General features: G+C 49.7%; 11 protein-coding genes and 1 pseudogene. 7 read left to right on the forward strand and 5 right to left on the reverse strand.

The window, feature by feature from the left end; translation table 11 throughout:
* The first annotated feature begins 35 nt into the window (after positions 1–35).
* The 6 genes from rlmKL to rmf all read left to right on the forward strand — a co-directional run bounded on the left by rlmKL (position 36) and on the right by rmf (position 8,025).
* Positions 36–2,165 (forward strand): bifunctional 23S rRNA (guanine(2069)-N(7))-methyltransferase RlmK/23S rRNA (guanine(2445)-N(2))-methyltransferase RlmL, encoded by a 2,130-nt coding sequence (rlmKL, locus tag BM191_RS01150; protein WP_092874019.1) that lies wholly within the window; start codon positions 36–38, stop codon positions 2,163–2,165.
* Positions 2,165–4,081, forward strand: coding sequence for an ABC transporter ATP-binding protein (locus BM191_RS01155; RefSeq protein WP_092874022.1), 1,917 nt, complete (start codon positions 2,165–2,167; stop codon positions 4,079–4,081). Before rlmKL ends, BM191_RS01155 begins: the two co-directional genes overlap by 1 nt.
* A 16-nt stretch (positions 4,082–4,097) precedes the next feature.
* Positions 4,098–5,372, forward strand: coding sequence for a membrane integrity-associated transporter subunit PqiA (gene pqiA, locus BM191_RS01160; protein ID WP_092874025.1), 1,275 nt, complete (start codon positions 4,098–4,100; stop codon positions 5,370–5,372).
* Complete coding sequence (pqiB, locus tag BM191_RS01165) at positions 5,359–7,002, forward strand: intermembrane transport protein PqiB (protein ID WP_092874028.1); 1,644 nt, start codon at positions 5,359–5,361, stop codon at positions 7,000–7,002. The genes pqiA and pqiB overlap by 14 nt, the downstream gene beginning before the upstream one ends.
* Complete coding sequence (pqiC, locus tag BM191_RS01170) at positions 6,999–7,580, forward strand: membrane integrity-associated transporter subunit PqiC (protein WP_407927837.1); 582 nt, start codon at positions 6,999–7,001, stop codon at positions 7,578–7,580. The genes pqiB and pqiC overlap by 4 nt, the downstream gene beginning before the upstream one ends.
* Positions 7,581–7,857: 277 nt before the next feature.
* Positions 7,858–8,025 carry a ribosome modulation factor gene (rmf, locus tag BM191_RS01175; protein WP_092874031.1) on the forward strand — a complete coding sequence of 56 codons (168 nt, stop codon included), beginning with the start codon at positions 7,858–7,860 and terminating at the stop codon, positions 8,023–8,025.
* A 58-nt stretch (positions 8,026–8,083) separates the two neighbouring features.
* Here the strand turns inward: rmf and fabA are convergent, their stop codons facing one another.
* Both fabA and BM191_RS01185 read right to left on the reverse strand, forming a co-directional pair.
* Positions 8,084–8,602: a bifunctional 3-hydroxydecanoyl-ACP dehydratase/trans-2-decenoyl-ACP isomerase gene (gene fabA, locus BM191_RS01180; RefSeq protein ID WP_092874034.1), complete on the reverse strand. Its 519-nt coding sequence runs from the start codon at positions 8,600–8,602 to the stop codon at positions 8,084–8,086.
* A 69-nt stretch (positions 8,603–8,671) separates the two neighbouring features.
* On the reverse strand, positions 8,672–10,429 hold the full coding sequence (locus BM191_RS01185; RefSeq protein ID WP_092874037.1) for an AAA family ATPase: 1,758 nt from the start codon (positions 10,427–10,429) through the stop codon (positions 8,672–8,674).
* A 185-nt stretch (positions 10,430–10,614) separates the two neighbouring features.
* On the opposite strand from BM191_RS01185, the gene matP reads away from it, so the two are divergent.
* Positions 10,615–11,076 (forward strand): macrodomain Ter protein MatP, encoded by a 462-nt coding sequence (matP, locus tag BM191_RS01190; RefSeq protein WP_092875152.1) that lies wholly within the window; start codon positions 10,615–10,617, stop codon positions 11,074–11,076.
* An 82-nt stretch (positions 11,077–11,158) separates the two neighbouring features.
* Here matP and BM191_RS01195 read toward each other — a convergent pair.
* The 3 genes and pseudogenes from BM191_RS01195 to sulA form a co-directional block, all read right to left on the reverse strand.
* A pseudogene (locus BM191_RS01195) lies at positions 11,159–12,337 on the reverse strand (IS4 family transposase).
* 122 nt (positions 12,338–12,459) lie between these two features.
* Positions 12,460–13,542 carry a porin OmpA gene (gene ompA / locus BM191_RS01200; protein WP_092875154.1) on the reverse strand — a complete coding sequence of 361 codons (1,083 nt, stop codon included), beginning with the start codon at positions 13,540–13,542 and terminating at the stop codon, positions 12,460–12,462.
* Between the two features lie 345 nt (positions 13,543–13,887).
* Complete coding sequence (gene sulA, locus BM191_RS01205) at positions 13,888–14,388, reverse strand: SOS-induced cell division inhibitor SulA (RefSeq protein ID WP_177203269.1); 501 nt, start codon at positions 14,386–14,388, stop codon at positions 13,888–13,890.
* Positions 14,389–14,465 lie beyond the last annotated feature (77 nt).

Below are 14,465 nucleotides of genomic sequence, written 5' to 3' on the forward strand. Positions count from 1 at the left end.
GCGCAACAATTTTTAAGAAGACGATAAGTGACATTATGAAATCTCTGTTTGCCAGTACGGCACGCGGTCTCGAAGAGCTGTTAAAAACTGAACTGGAGCAGCTGGGCGCTGAAAAATGCCAGGTCGTCCAGGGCGGCGTGCATTATCAGGGTGACGATCGTCTGATGTACCAGTCGCTGATGTGGAGCCGCCTGGCCTCGCGTATTTTGCTGCCACTGACCGAGTGTAACGTTTACAGCGATCTGGATCTTTATCTTGGCGTTCAGTCCATCAACTGGACTCACCTTTTTACCGGCGACAAGAGCTTCGCGGTAAATTTTAGTGGTACTAATGAGGTTATTCGCAACAGTCAGTACGGAGCGTTGAAAGTCAAAGATGCCATCGTTGACAGCTTCACGCGTAAAAATCTCGCGCGGCCAGACGTTCACCGCGAGCAGCCTGATATTCGCATCAACGTCTGGTTGAACAAGGAGACTGCCAGCATTGCGCTCGATCTGAGCGGTGAAGGACTGCATCAGCGTGGTTATCGCCAGCAGGCGGGCCTGGCACCGTTGAAAGAAAATCTCGCTGCCGCAATTGTATTACGTTCCGGCTGGCAGCGCGGCACGCCACTGGTCGACCCGATGTGTGGCTCTGGTACTTTGCTGATTGAGGCCGCTATGATGGCCAGTGACCGCGCTCCGGGGCTGCATCGTAAACACTGGGGATTTCTCGGTTGGTCGCAGTTTGACAACGATCTGTGGAAAAGCGTTTACAGTGAAGCTCAGGTGCGTGCTCGCCGCGGTTTGCAGGAAACCACATCGCGTTTCTTTGGTTATGACAACGATGGCAGGGTACTTGAGCAGGCAAAAGCCAATGCGCGTCGTGCGGGTGTTGATGGATTGATGAGTTTTACAAAACAGGATGTAATAAATCTGACTCATCCGCTGCCAGAGGGGCCGGTTGGAACCGTGGTAAGCAACCCACCTTACGGTGAACGACTGGACAGCGAACCCGCGCTGATTGCGCTGCACAGCCAGCTGGGCCGTCGCTTAAAACAGTATTTCGGCGGCTGGCAACTGTCGTTATTCAGCGCCTCCGTCGATTTGCTAAGTTGCCTTCAGCTGCGCGCCGACCGGCAGTTTAAAGCTAAAAATGGCCCACTGGATTGTATACAAAAAAATTATCGCCTCACTGCCAGTAATACGAGTGGCGAGACGGCGCCTGCAGAAATCGCGGCAGATTACGCAAACCGGCTACGTAAAAACCTGAAAAAAATCGATAAATGGGCGAACCAGGAAGGTATAGATTGCTATCGGTTATACGATGCTGACCTGCCGGAATACAACGTTGCTGTTGATCGCTATGCCGACTGGGTGGTGATTCAGGAGTATGCCGCGCCTAAGACTATTGATGCGGCTCGTGCGCGCCAGCGGCTGTTCGACGCTATCTCTGCCACGCTGTCAGTGCTGGAGATTCCCGCTAATCGACTGGTGCTGAAAACCCGTGAAAAGCAAAAAGGTAAAAACCAGTATCAGAAGCTAAGTGGCAAGGGCGACAGCCTCGAAGTCCGTGAATATGGTGCCCGCCTGTGGGTTAATCTGACGGATTATCTGGACACTGGCCTGTTTCTCGATCATCGTATCGCCCGGCGTATGTTGGGGGAAATGAGCAAGGGTAAAGATTTTCTCAATCTGTTTGGCTATACCGGCAGCGCCAGCGTTCACGCCGGGCTGGGCGGTGCACGTTCCACCACCACGGTAGATATGTCCCGTACTTATCTGGAATGGGCTGAACGTAACCTGAGGCTCAATGGCCTGACAGGACGTCAGCACCGACTGATGCAGGCAGATTGCCTCGGTTGGATGAGCGAAACCGATGAGCAGTTTGACCTTATTTTTATCGATCCGCCGACCTTCTCTAATTCAAAACGTATGGAAGATAGTTTTGACGTTCAGCGGGATCATCTGCGGCTAATGACCGATCTTAAGCGCATGCTGCGGCGCGGTGGCACGATTATGTTTTCCAATAATCGCCGGGGTTTTAAAATGGATCGAGACGGGTTGAGCGCTCTCGGTCTGCAGGCTAAAGAGATTACGGCGCAGACCCAGTCGCAAGACTTCGCCCGTAACCGCCAGATACATAACTGCTGGCTGATTCAGCACGCTGGCAAGGAAACCAATTAATGTCACTGATTAGTATTCATGGCGCGTGGCTGTCGTTCAGCGATGCGCCGCTGTTAGATAATACCGAGTTGCATATCGAAGACAATGAGCGGGTTTGTCTGGTAGGCCGCAACGGCGCCGGTAAATCGACATTGATGAAGATTATTAACCGGGAGCAGCCGCTGGATGATGGACGCATAGTCTATGAAAACGATCTGATTGTGGCCCGTTTGCAGCAAGATCCGCCGCGCGATATTGTCGGCTCGGTTTATGACTTCGTGGCTGAAGGTGTTGAAGAACAGGCGAAATATCTGAAAGCCTATCATGCCATTTCTCATGCGGTTATGCATGACGCCAGCGAAAAAAATCTGAATGAAATGGCGCGTCTGCAAAGCATTCTCGATCATCAAAATCTCTGGCAGCTGGAAAGTCGCATCAACGATGTCCTCCAGCAAATTGGTTTGCAGCCAGATATGCCGCTTTCTTCCTTATCCGGCGGCTGGTTGCGTAAGGCCGCTCTTGGCCGCGCACTGGTCAGCAACCCACGTGTACTGCTGCTCGACGAGCCAACCAACCATCTTGACATCGAAACGATCGACTGGCTCGAAGGCTTTCTTAAAGGCTTCCAGGGCAGTATTGTTTTCATCTCACACGATCGCTCTTTTATCCGTAATATGGCGACGCGCATTGTTGATCTCGATCGCGGCAAACTGGTTTCCTGGCCGGGGGATTACGATCTTTATCTCAGCGGAAAAGAGGAAGCCCTGCGGGTGGAAGAGATGCAAAACGCCGAGTTCGATCGCAAGCTGGCGCAGGAGGAGGTGTGGATTCGTCAGGGCATCAAAGCCCGCCGCACGCGTAATGAAGGACGGGTACGGGCTTTGAAAGCATTACGACGTGAGCGATCTGAGCGCCGCGAAGTGATGGGTAAAGCTAATATGCAGGTGGGTGAAGCCAGTCGCTCTGGCAAAATCGTTTTTGAGCTGGAGCAGGTTAATTACAGCACACCGGAAAAGACACTGGTGAAAGATTTTTCCACTCAGGTTTTGCGTGGCGATAAGATCGCACTGATTGGTCCAAATGGCTGCGGTAAAACGACGCTATTACGTATTATGCTTGGACAATTAAAAGCGGACAGTGGGCGGGTACACTGCGGTACGAAACTGGAAGTTGCATATTTCGATCAGCATCGGGCTGAACTCGATCCGGATCGCACGGTGATGGATAACCTGGCCGAAGGTAAGCAGGAGGTGACCGTTAACGGGAAGCCTCGCCACGTACTGGGTTATTTGCAGGATTTTCTCTTCCACCCTAAACGAGCGATGACGCCTGTGCGCGCGCTGTCTGGCGGTGAGCGTAACCGCCTTTTACTGGCGAAACTTTTTCTTAAACCCAGTAATCTACTGATCCTCGATGAGCCAACTAACGATCTTGATGTTGAAACGCTGGAGCTGCTGGAGGAGTTGATCGAAGGCTATCAAGGGACAGTGCTGCTGGTCAGCCACGATCGTCAATTCGTCGATAATACCGTGACCGAATGCTGGATTTTTGAGGGCCAGGGGGAAATCGGTACTTTTGTTGGCGGCTATCATGATGCGCAGATGCAGCGGGCAGCCTGGAAACAATCGCGCCAGCCAGTCAAAACGACTGCTGTACCGACAAGCAAAAACGAGACGCCTAAGGGCGAAATGGTAAAACGCAGTACCAGTAAGTTGAGCTACAACTTGCAACGCGAACTTGAACTGCTACCCGAACAGCTGGAAACGTTGGAACTGGCGATCTCAGAGTTACAGTCAGAGGTGAGCGCCTCCACCTTCTTTAATCAGCCTCACAACGTCACGCAGCCAGTACTGGATGCGCTGACCGAGGCCGAGAAGAGACTGGACGCGGCCTTTGAACGCTGGGAGTATCTTGAATCGCTTAAAAACAGCGAATAATCCACAGGAGAGATGCATGTGTGCATCACAGCCAGCGGAAGAATGGATACTCTGCCCGCAGTGCGATTTGATGACCCATATTCCGGTGCTGCTGCCGGGGCAGAAAGCACGCTGCCCACGTTGTCACGCTACGCTGCTGACACGCTGGCGCGATAACCGTAAGCGCTCGACTGGCTATACGCTTGCGGCCTTGTTTATGTTGTTGCTGGCGAATCTTTTTCCTTTTATCAGCATGCATGTTGCCGGTCTCAGCAGTCAGATCACATTGTGGCGTATTCCCGAAGTGATGATCGATGAAGATTACGCTAGCCTGGCAACGCTATTTTTGATACTGGTTCAGGGTGTGCCTGCGCTATGTATGCTCACTATTTTGCTACTGGTAAACCGGGTTGGCTTGCCGCTGACATGGAAGCGAGCGATGACCAGACTGCTGTTTCACCTTAGGAGCTGGGGAATGGCAGAGATTTTTCTCGTCGGCGTTCTGGTCAGTTTCGTTAAACTGATGGCCTACGGCGATATCGGCTTAGGAACCAGTTTTTTTCCCTGGTGTTTGTTTTGCCTGCTACAGCTCCGTGCTTTTATGTGCATTGATAAGCGCGTGTTATGGCAGGAGGTTGCGCCACTGCCAGCGCTGCCGCGTGCACCGATGCCGGGCGTTAGCGGACTGCAACAACAGTTGCGCTCCTGTCGCTGTTGTGCCGCGATACTTCCGGCGGAGCAAATCATCTGCCCCCGATGCCATACGCGCGGCTTTGTACGTCGGCGCTACAGCCTGCAGTGGACACTGGCGCTGCTGCTGACTTCATTGATGCTGTATATCCCGGCTAACTTATTGCCAATCATGGTGACTCAGGCATTGGGTTCTAAGTTCACCTCGACAATTATGGCGGGTGTGGTGCTACTGTGGGGGGAGGGATCTTATCCGGTAGCGCTGGTTATTTTTATTGCCAGTATTATGGTGCCATCACTAAAAATGCTGGCGATAGGTTGGCTATGTTGGGATGCGGCAGGTTATGGTCGTCGGGACAGTGAAAAAATGCATTTAATTTATGAGGTGGTGGAGTTTGTTGGTCGCTGGTCGATGATTGACGTTTTTGTCATTGCTATTCTCTCCGCGCTGGTGAGGATCGGGCAGCTGATGAATATTTATCCGGCTATCGGCGCGCTACTGTTTGCTCTCGTAGTGATTTTGACCATGATTGCGTCGATGACCTTCGATCCTCGCCTGACGTGGGATCGAGAGCATTACGCCAGGAAAAACGGGAAGGAGCTGGAAATTGCAGGAGAATAATCAGAGCTCGGCCCAGATAGAGCAGATCAGACGCTGGTCACCGGTATGGATCGTCCCTATTGTAACTCTGCTGATTGGTGGGTGGATCCTGTTCTGGCATTACAGTCATCAGGGGCCGGAAGTCACGCTGATTACGACTAATGCCGAAGGTATTGAAGGGGGTAAAACGGCGATAAAAAGCCGCAGCGTTGACATTGGCATTGTTGAGAGTGCCGAGCTCACTGATGATTTACATCATGTAAAGATCACCGCGCGTCTTAATTCGGGAATGGGAAAGCTGTTGCATAGTGATAGCGTTTTCTGGGTAGTAAAACCGACGATTAGCCGTTCAGGCATCAGCGGCCTGGGTACGCTGCTGTCAGGTGCTTATATTGAATTGCAGCCCGGCAGTAAGGGCGGTGAAGCTACTGAGTATAATCTGCTGGATGCTCCGCCTTTGGCGTCACCGGATGCAAAAGGGATACATATTACCCTGGACAGTGATAAGGCCGGTCAGTTGAACCCCGGTGATCCGGTGTTGTTTCGTGGCTACCGGGTCGGTTCTGTGGAGACGGCTCACTTTGATACCGAAAAGCGCATGATGACTTATCAATTGTTCATTAACGCCCCCTATGATCGGCTGGTCACCACTAACGTGCGTTTCTGGAAAGATAGCGGTATAGCCGTGGATATGTCGGCTTCAGGTATGCGCGTCGAAATGGGTTCGCTGACTACGTTGTTCAGCGGCGGGGTGAGTTTTGATGTGCCTTCGGGATGGGATCTGGGCCAGCTGGCACACAATAATGCCGAATATCGTCTGTTCGACGATCAGCGTAGCATTCAGGATTCACTTTATACCGAGCATCAGAACTTCCTGATGTTCTTCGATCAGTCGATCAGAGGCTTGCAGCCCGGGGCACCCGTTGAGTTTCGCGGCATTCGCCTTGGCACCGTTACCGAAGTGCCATTCAGATCGATGCCCGTAGTGCAGAGGCTGGATAATGATTACCGTATTCCGGTTCTGATCCGCATTGAGCCTGACCGTTTCCGCAGCATGCTGGGCAAAGATTTTAACATTAAGCAGCATCTGGAAACCGGGATACAACAAGGGCTGCGTGCTTCGCTGAAAACCGGCAATATACTGACTGGGGCGCTCTATGTTGACCTTGACTTCTATCAAAATGCGAAGGCCTACAAGGGTCCTGCTTCAGTGGCTGGCTACGAGATTATCCCGACTATTGATGGCGGTTTGAATCAGATCCAGCAAAAGCTAATGAGAGTGCTGGATAAGATCAACAATCTGCCAATTGATCCGATGATAAATGAGGCAACAAGGACACTGAAACAAAGTCAGCGTTCCATGCAAAATTTGGATCGCACGCTGAGTGGTCTCAATAAAATTATCAGTAGCCAGGAAATGCAGAAACTGCCGGCGGACATGCAGCAGACGCTGCGAGAGGTTAATCGTAGCCTGCGGGGAGTGCAACCTGGCTCACCGGCGTACAACCGTATTATGTCAGATATGCAGCGCCTGGATCAGGTATTACGTGAGTTACAACCGGTACTGCGTACGTTGAATACTAAGAGCAACGCGTTAGTGTTCGAGGCTAAACCGGGTCATGATCCTCAACCAAAGAGGGCAAATAAATGATGAAATGCCTCCCTGTGTTATTGGTGACGCTCATCCTGAGCGCTTGCGGCAACTCTTTGTCGCCAGCGTACTATCAGATCCCGCTGACAGTATCACCGGTCAGTGCCCAACTGCAAAATACTACTGGTGCCAGTCCGGCTCTTTGGGTGGACCGCGTCACGATGCCGGACTATTTATCCGGCAATGGTGTGGTGTACCAGACCAGCAGCGTTAAATATGTGATTGCGGTCAGCCATCTCTGGGCCAGCCCGCTTGATCAACAGCTCAAACAGGCACTGGTAAGCAACTTATCAGCTCAACTCCCTGGTAGAGTTATATCTGCCCTACCGTTGGGCACACGTCCTGATACGCTTAGTGTTAACGTTACGGGATTCCAGGGACGCTACGATGGTAAAGTGATTGTCAGTGGGGACTGGGTGTTACAGCAGGGAGATCAGATTGAGCGTCGAGGGTTTGATCTGGTGCTGCCACAGCATCACGATGGCTACGACGCATTGGTCAAGACTTTAGGACAGGGCTGGCAAGAAGTATCTGTTCAAATATCCCGGCAGCTGTCGCAAAGTTCAGTAAATAAATAAATATGATCCTTTCGCTAAGTCTTTGATCTCTGAAAGATGAAAATTTTTCAGAATGGGAGACTTTTCGATTGTCGTTCAGCCTATTAGCTGCACAAAACCTTAGTCCTAATCGCAGCAGGAACATAACTTTACAAGTGAATTTGATGATATTGGCGTGAAACTTGCGCATTGATCTTTGTATCGGCAAGCGTTAAAACCAGTTTTACGGTTGCGTTAACAGGTAGCCATTGCTTTCTTAACATCCAGATTCCACCAGTCAAAATGAGGGAAACAAGGCATGAAGAGACAGAAAAGAGACCGATTAGAACGCGCACATTCACGCGGTTATCAGGCAGGCATAAGCGGACGCTCAAAAGAGATATGTCCTTACCAAATGATTGATGCCCGGTCTCACTGGTTGGGCGGTTGGCGTCAAGCCATGGAGGACAGAACGGCAATTGCCTGAGGTTATTCGGTGTCAAAAAATAAACCTCCGCCAGGCCGCGGAGGTTTATTTTTGCACATTAGAATGCGCTGGTATCTTTGAACAGACCAACTTTTAAATCAGTCGCGGTGTAGATAACATGACCATCTACCAGTACTTCGCCATCAGCCACACCCATAACCAGTTTACGACTGATAACGCGCTTAAAGTGAATGCGATAGCTCACTTTTTTCGCTGTAGGTAGGACTTGTCCGGTAAATTTCACCTCGCCTACGCCAAGCGCACGCCCCTTACCTTCTGAACCCAGCCAGCCGAGATAGAATCCAACCAGTTGCCACATTGCGTCCAGCCCCAGGCAGCCGGGCATCACTGGATCGTTGATGAAATGGCAGCCAAAGAACCAGAGGTCCGGCTTAATATCCAGCTCTGCTTCAACATAGCCTTTATTGTAATTGCCACCGGTTTCGCTCATTTGGATCACGCGGTCCATCATGAGCATATAGCCCGCCGGAAGGGGGGGGCCGCCTTCGCCAAACAGCTCACCGCGACCTGAGGCGATCAGATCTTCTTTAGAGTAGGAATCGCGTTTATCAACCATATACGTTTTTTAGCCCTATTTTCGTGAGTGACGAAGATTAGCGAACAGGTGTACGCTCAACAACTCCGATCAGTTAAGGTTAAACAAGTTTAGCCAGCGTAGTGGCCACGGTCGATGCCGGTTCTCCTGCTGATTCATTTGCGCGATACGATCCTGAATTGTTCGCAGCAGACAGGCACCTTGTTCTGTGTTCCATGATATTTGCATTAACAGTGGTAGCGCTTGTTCTACGTGGCTGACGGTCCAGAGATAAAATTGTTCATCTCTGACGGCATTGACCACCTCGTCGTTCAGCACCAGATGACGTACATTACTGACTGGTAAAATAACACCTTGTTTCCCATTCAATCCGCGCCGTTGGCAAATTTGGAAGAAACCTTCAATTTTTTCATTGAGTCCGCCAACAGACTGAACGTTACCAAACTGGTCGACCGAACCTGTTACCGCAATTTGCTGATTAACTGGCTGTGTTGACAGGGCGCTAATCAGGGCGCAAAGTTCGGCGAGCGACGCGCTGTCGCCGTCTACCTCGGAATATGATTGTTCAAATACGATTGAGGCTGAGAAGGGTAACTGCTGTTCCAGCTCCAGCTCTGAAATCAGCCAGGCTTGCATAATCATCATGCCTTTGGCATGTATATTACCGCCAAGCTCCGCTTTTCTCTCTACATCAGTAAACTCACCATCTCCTGGATGAACTACGCAGCTAATTCGTGATGGTTCGCCAAATGCACGTGGATGGCCTGAAAACTCAATAACCGACAGACCGTTAATTTGACCAATAACTTCATCTTCAGTATTGATCAGTATTTGATCGAGCAGGATCTCATCCTGCATCCGTTGCGCAAGAAAACCTTCGCGCCATGCGCGGGCTTCAAGTGCGCTTTTTAACCCTCTGGCCGTGAGGCGTTTATCGTTGCTGTAAATAGCGGCGTCCTGTAACTGACGGGCTAGCCAACAGGGACAGAGCGGTAACGTTTTCTGGTCACCAGTATAGCGTGTACCTTCAATAATGAGTTCCGGCCAGAGATCGGCGTCAATGGCGCCGATCTCTGCATCAACGGCAACACTATTTACCCACTGACACCAGTCTGCTATCTCTTTATCGTCAACGATCTGGATGTTTTCTTCAAATTCACTGTAAATAGCCAGCGATGATAATTCCGGCTCAATTTCCTGAAATTCGGCCAGAGCTTCACGATCGCCTGCGATCAGAAGCTTAAATTTCAGTGGCATGGTGGGGAGGAATATCGGTAGAGGCCGGGTTTCATCCAGCGACAGCCAAACATATTGCTGGCTAAGGAAAATTTGCTTCAGACGCAGCCACATCAGAGGCTGACTCAGTATGCTACGCAGCGAGATAATCAGCGTGCCACCATTGAGACGGTGGAGCAGGCCCGGCTCAAGCGCCAGCGTTTCACGGAAAAGGCGCACGCAGCCGAAGAGTTGTTCGGGTTCAATCCAGTCGGCAATATCGACCTGATTACTTTTACAGGCGAAGTTATCTTCAGGACCGTTAAACGCGCGATAGTGTGCCTGATTACCTTCAAGGGTATATTGGCCGCCGCACCATTGTGACGATTTACTTGCCTCCAGCTGTGTCAACTGGTTGCGCAGAAGCGTCAGATATTGACTGTACTCAGCGACTTTTACCAGCATCAATGCCGGTTCTATCGGTGTCTGACTGAATGCCTGCAAGCCGTTTGCCAGTCGCGCCTGGGTCTTTTCAAAGCATCCGGATGTATCTCCTGGAGCTTGAGGAAAATAGTGCTGGTAGTTATCGGTTTGCGGCCGTAGTGCCTGCCAATCAAGTTTCGTACTGGTCAATGTCGTCGTTTTTATCTGAAATGAACAAAGGGCAGATTATACTGTATTTCAGCCTTTTAAGCATCGCGGTTGAACAATTAGCTTTGGGGATGTGCAGTTTTAGCAACTGTAAAATTTTTTCTCAGTTTATGTGTTCTAAAAAACTGTTATGCTTTGTAATCAGGGCGTTCAGCATTGAGATTCCGATGAAATATCAGCAACTCGAAAATCTTGAAAGCGGATGGAAGTGGAAGTATCTGGTTAAAAAGCACCGCGAAGGCGAATTAATTACGCGCTATATCGAGCTGAGTGCGGCTCAGGCTGCGGTTGATCAGTTGCTGGCGATAGAAAACCAGCCAGTAGACGTATTGCTGTGGGTACAGAAGCATATCAATCCGGCCTTGGAAAATCGCATGAAACAGACGATACGGGCGCGGCGTAAACGCCATTTTAATGCCGAGCATCAGCACACGCGTAAAAAATCCGTAGATCTTGAGTATCTCGTTTGGCAGCGGCTTGCAGGATTGGCTCAGCGTCGTAGCAGTACCCTTTCTGAAACTATCATACAGCTGATAGAGGATGCTGAACGTAAAGAGAAATACGCCAGTGCAATGTCGCTTCTGAAAGAGGATTTGCAGGCTATTTTGGGTAGTAATAAAGAGAACTGATGTTATCGCGAGTACGACTGAGATAACATTTCACCGCGCAGAAAAAACCGCATTCGCGCTGAGGGCTCCTCATAAATCAGCGCTAATAAACTAACACCATATTCTGATAGGTTCTGGCGAGGTGATTAAGAATGGCGCTCAGCTTCGCTAGCTTTAAAATTAGCGGAAAGTGCCGCAGGAGCTTCTCCACTACTGTCAGATACGAGATGACCCGCCGTGACTTAATGCTGTTGACCTGGTATTTCAGATATAACCCTTTATTTTTGTCTGATACCCTACAAGCCACAGCACTATGGTGCTTAGTATCGCCAGCAGGCTCAGGACCAGCATTCTTCCGGCTCAACGGCTGTAGCTTGTCCGCAGACCGAATCCGAAGCGCTCGCCTTTTTCATCCAGGAAGTTTGCTCTGTCTGCATACGACGGCTGTACAACTTTATGATTTCACTTGATTTGAATCATCTGTGCTGCTGAACAGTAACCACGACTCTTTGGCTGAAGAACGCCCGTCACTGACCTGAGATTGGCGTTCTATCCGGTACCGGACCGGCAAAATTTACGTCCTTTAAATTCTTTTTCATGCAGATAAAAGTGACCATCACATTGAGCATATTCTGCATGGGAAAGCGTACCCGGCCCCGGGCATTCGGGTTTACTGCGGGCCCGCAGCGCCTGTCGCCTGAATCAGTATTCGCCTTTCCTGTTCAGTTGCAGCTGTTTATTGCCCCGTATCCGGCCAATAAAGTTCCAGCCGAGTGATTTAATATGTCTGAACCAGGCGTCCTGGAACCCTGCATCAGTGAAAATGATGACCCGGGCCTGTGAATTAACCGCAGCATAAAGGGTGTACAGAAAAGCCCTTTGCATCTGTAAGTTATGCTGCTTTTCTGAAGATACTACCCGGCTTAATAAAGGGATTGCACGCTCGTTGCAGAGCAGACTTGCACGAAGTATTCCTGAGACGGGTAACCACTCCAGTCAACGACAATAACACACAGGGATAACTGAGTCGTCGGCGTCGATATAATATTCCTGAAATCAGAGGAATATCCTGATGAATCGATTCACTCCCCAGTAGGCATTCAACACGTTTGATTTTATTTTTGACCTGGGCAACACCCGTCAAAGAGCGTCTGATGCTGGTCAGCGTCAGTGATGTGTCATTAATTAAACAGTGGGGTCATCCAGCAGGTAATTTTGTCGGTATTTGTGAAAGGGGTATGGCGTTACGAAAGGAATTCTGACATATCAAACGTGCAGGCATAGAGGTGATCTCATTGAATTAGTTGCACAATCAGTAGATCACAAACTCTATGCCAGTCATTTTTTTACCCGCCAATTACTGGGAATTCTTCGGCATTAGCGGGATTTTTAAAGCCGTATTATTTATGCCTGAGGCTGGGTTGCCTGAGGTTGGGTAACAACGTCTTTAATACCTTTAACTTCAATTTCTACGCGACGATCAGGCGCCATGCAGTTAATCTGTGCATTGCGGCCTTTTACGCTGTCACAGGTGCTACCGGTAACAGGGTCAGCTTTGCCCAAGCCACGTGCAGAGATCTTATTAGCCGGGATACCTTTAGATACCAAGTAATCAACGACAGACTGAGCACGTTTTTCAGACAGCTTCAGGTTGTACTGCTCGGAACCTATGCGGTCAGTGTAACCTAAAACAATAACGGAGCCGTCTTTCGGATCCATAGAACTCAACTGGCTGTACAGCTGGTCAAGAGCCTGCTTACCTTCAGCTTTTAGCGATGATTTATTGAAGTTGAACAGAACATCAGACTTCAGTGTGAAGCGTTTCGTCTGAACAACTGGCGCCGGAGCAGGAACCGGAGCTGGAGCGGCGACATCATCCTGACCGAAGCGATAAGAAACACCCAGAGACAGCATGCTGTTATCTGGACGAGCACCAACAGTGCTGGCATCGCCAAGGTTGTTAACCCACTGGTAATCCAGACGGGTAGCCCAATTTTGAGTCAGAGCGTATTCAACACCAACAGCGGCCAGCGGAGATATGCCAGTGTCGTTGTCACTGATGCGGTTACCAGTAGTGGCATTGTACTGAGTAGAATCAGCACGCCATACCATACCACCCAGACGTGTATAAACGTCGAGGTTATCAGTGAGCGGATAGCTCAGTTTGGCAGCCAATTGGATACCCTGAGCTTTGAATGCGCCGTTAACGGTATTGCCTTTGTATGGCATACGTCCCAGCCAGTCATAGCCCAGTTCGAAGCCCAGATAAGGATTCGCCTGATAGCCCAGGAATGCACCTGCACCGAGCTGACTATCATGAGTCGGACCGTCATTATTGGTGTAACCGTTGCCGTAGTAGCCTTTATCGTGGAACTGAGACCAGCCCAATTTACCACCGACATACCAGGTGTTATCTTTCGGAGCGGCCTGCGCTACTGTAGCGAAGCCAGCCAGTGCCACTGCAATTGCGATAGCTGTCTTTTTCATTTTTTGCGCCTCGTTATCATCCAAATAGGCAAGGAGCTGAATTTAGCTCTTGGTTTAATCCTTCGCCGGGCTTTGTAGCTCTATTATTCCGCTTCCGCATGGAGGTTGTTGGAGCACCTCGGCGTAATAAAGTCTACAACGTCGTGAAAAACTTACAAGTATGATGTTGGGTGATAAAAGAAAAAAAAAGCGTTCTCTACATATTTTTTAACATTTATAGGGTGAAAATTAAGTGACAATTTACCTACTTAAGTGGCTAACTCATTGTCACACAGGGTCATAATTGAATCAGTTGATTTTCCAAGGGCGGAGATGAATCAATTCTGAGAATATTCCCATTTTTACTTAGTGATACAAACTGGAGGGAATTTTTAAGCTGTTTGTTGGTCTCGCCGTGGGTTCGCCGAACACTGACGTGCATAAAATTAAGCCTAATCCATGTCCGGCTTCAGCTGCTCTCTCCAGCATTTTTCTCTGTTCATTCGTCGGGGGCGTCTGAACCCAACCAATCACCGCGCTGAAATTTCCTGTACGCAAGGCTCTGTTCATTGCTTCCAGCGTTGGCTTTTCACCCGGGCTCTGGATTTGCATCATTTTATCCAAAGGTAGTCCGGTAGATTTCAGCCAATGGCGGCTAAGTTTATGCTTTGATGTCAACCATAATTGCCAGCGTGATTCGATGCTCAGCTGTTGAAGAAGCGGTAATAACATAAGGTGCATCACTGCGCTTTGATTCTTGCTGAATACCAGTTCGGCAATCGTACCTGAATTCAGGGTGAGAGAGGAGCAATGATCTAAATGCACAGTTTTCCCGACGCGGTAAGAATTTGAAGTTTGAGTACGCATGATCTCTTTACCTGTAATGATACTGTATAAACATACAGTATAGCTACCTGAGCTTAAGATCAACCTGATTTTTTGAA

Source organism: Izhakiella capsodis, from assembly GCF_900115045.1.
In the GTDB taxonomy this organism is placed as follows: Bacteria; Pseudomonadota; Gammaproteobacteria; order Enterobacterales; family Enterobacteriaceae; genus Izhakiella; species Izhakiella capsodis.

Excerpts from the sequence above, each read along its gene's own strand:
- matP (WP_092875152.1), top strand. The coding sequence starts at position 10,615 with ATGAAATATCAGCAACTCGAAAATCTTGAAAGCGGATGGAAGTGGAAG.
- sulA (WP_177203269.1), bottom strand. The coding sequence starts at position 14,388 with ATGCGTACTCAAACTTCAAATTCTTACCGCGTCGGGAAAACTGTGCAT.
- fabA (WP_092874034.1), bottom strand. The coding sequence starts at position 8,602 with ATGGTTGATAAACGCGATTCCTACTCTAAAGAAGATCTGATCGCCTCA.
- pqiA (WP_092874025.1), top strand. The coding sequence starts at position 4,098 with ATGTGTGCATCACAGCCAGCGGAAGAATGGATACTCTGCCCGCAGTGC.
- rlmKL (WP_092874019.1), top strand. The coding sequence starts at position 36 with ATGAAATCTCTGTTTGCCAGTACGGCACGCGGTCTCGAAGAGCTGTTA.
- BM191_RS01155 (WP_092874022.1), top strand. The coding sequence starts at position 2,165 with ATGTCACTGATTAGTATTCATGGCGCGTGGCTGTCGTTCAGCGATGCG.
- ompA (WP_092875154.1), bottom strand. The coding sequence starts at position 13,542 with ATGAAAAAGACAGCTATCGCAATTGCAGTGGCACTGGCTGGCTTCGCT.
- rmf (WP_092874031.1), top strand. The coding sequence starts at position 7,858 with ATGAAGAGACAGAAAAGAGACCGATTAGAACGCGCACATTCACGCGGT.
- pqiC (WP_407927837.1), top strand. The coding sequence starts at position 6,999 with ATGATGAAATGCCTCCCTGTGTTATTGGTGACGCTCATCCTGAGCGCT.